Source organism: Streptomyces sp. RP5T (assembly GCF_003933965.1).
In the GTDB taxonomy this organism is placed as follows: domain Bacteria; phylum Actinomycetota; class Actinomycetes; order Streptomycetales; family Streptomycetaceae; genus Streptomyces.
Genome location: NZ_RSAJ01001114.1, coordinates 1 through 1,225, shown reverse-complemented (window position 1 = coordinate 1,225; position 1,225 = coordinate 1). Strand labels below are relative to the sequence as shown.

Annotated in this window: 2 protein-coding genes; both read right to left on the bottom strand. The window is 67.7% G+C overall.

Features of this window, described 5'->3' with window-relative positions; genetic code table 11:
- Positions 1–18: 18 nt before the first annotated feature.
- Positions 19–546: a transposase gene (locus tag EHS43_RS44840; protein WP_125196084.1), complete on the bottom strand. Its 528-nt coding sequence runs from the start codon at positions 544–546 to the stop codon at positions 19–21.
- Complete coding sequence (locus EHS43_RS44835) at positions 543–1,145, bottom strand: helix-turn-helix domain-containing protein (protein WP_125196083.1); 603 nt, start codon at positions 1,143–1,145, stop codon at positions 543–545. The genes EHS43_RS44840 and EHS43_RS44835 overlap by 4 nt, the downstream gene beginning before the upstream one ends.
- Positions 1,146–1,225: the final 80 nt, after the last annotated feature.

The window sequence follows — 1,225 nt, the reverse complement described above, 5'->3', positions numbered from 1 at the left end:
CTACTAGTGCTGCGTTCCTCAAAGGACGTACACATAGCGGCGGCGTAAGCGCCTGGTGGGTGGTGCTGGTCTGCCCCAGATCCAGGGTCGGGCGCGGGCGTTGAGCTGGGCTGTGGCCACTTCGGTGGCGTGGGTGATGTGGCCTGCGTCGCCGAAGGAGCGTCCGGCCAGGGCGGTCTTGCGGAAGATGCGCCACCAGCCCTCTTGGAGGTTGAGCCAGCAGGCGCCGACTGGGATGAAGACGTGCCTGATGCGGGGATGGTCCTGCAGCCAGGTCCGGGTGGACACGCTGTTGTGCGAGGACAGATTGTCGGTGATCACGTAGATGTCCCCGGCGGGGTTGGCGTTTTCTACCAGTTGAAGGAAATGCTGGTAGAAGACGCTGTTGCGGGAGGCGGCGGTCATCGTGAGTTCCTGGCCGTCGCGGATGCGTAAGGCGCCGTAGACCCAGGTCTTCTCCGGTCCGCGGGAGTAGTCGATCTCGTTCTTGATGCGGTGTCCGTCCGGTGACCAGCCCGGTGCCGGCGGGAAGGTGCGGGGGATCACCGGGCCGAGCTCGTCGGCGCAGACGACCGTCGCGCCGGCGGGCGGGCTGGTGTAGAGCTCGACGATCCGGGTCCTTTTCCCTCGAAGTCCGCGTCTCTCGAGCGTGTCCACGAGCGTGTGCGCCGCCAGCGCACGCCCTCGGCCAGCAGGATCCGGCGCACCTGGGACCGGCCCACCTGGATGCCCAACTCCTGAGCGGCGGCGGCCAATGCGTCCAGGGTCCACTCCGCCGGCCCCGACTCGTCCGCGGCCCACATCTCGTTCGACGGCTGGACCTCGAGGCGGCCGGGTGGGGTCTGCTTGACCATCCCGATGATCCGGGAGCGTTCGACCTCGGTAATCCTTCGCTTGCGGCCCTGCCCGCCCAGATCCTCCAGGCCCTCAAGCCCCGAGCAGTTGAAGCGGTGCAGCCAGCGGCGCACCGTTTTCTGGCTGCACCGCAGCTCGTCGGCGATCTGCGGGACCAGCCTGCCCTCCCAGCTCAGCTCGACCATCCGGCACCGCTCCACCAGAGCCTTCGGCGCCTTCCTGGCAGCCGCCAGGCGGTGGACCACCGCTTGCTCGCCCTCGTCACGGCCCGGCCGTGCCCTCAATACCATGACCCAGCACCCGCCCCCGAGTACCTACAAACGCCCCGCTATCAGCAGCTATACCCACCGAATGCGGAATTGAGCACTAG

Coding starts and splice junctions, on each gene's coding strand:
- EHS43_RS44835 (WP_125196083.1), bottom strand. CDS start 1,145: ATGGTATTGAGGGCACGGCCGGGCCGTGACGAGGGCGAGCAAGCGGTG.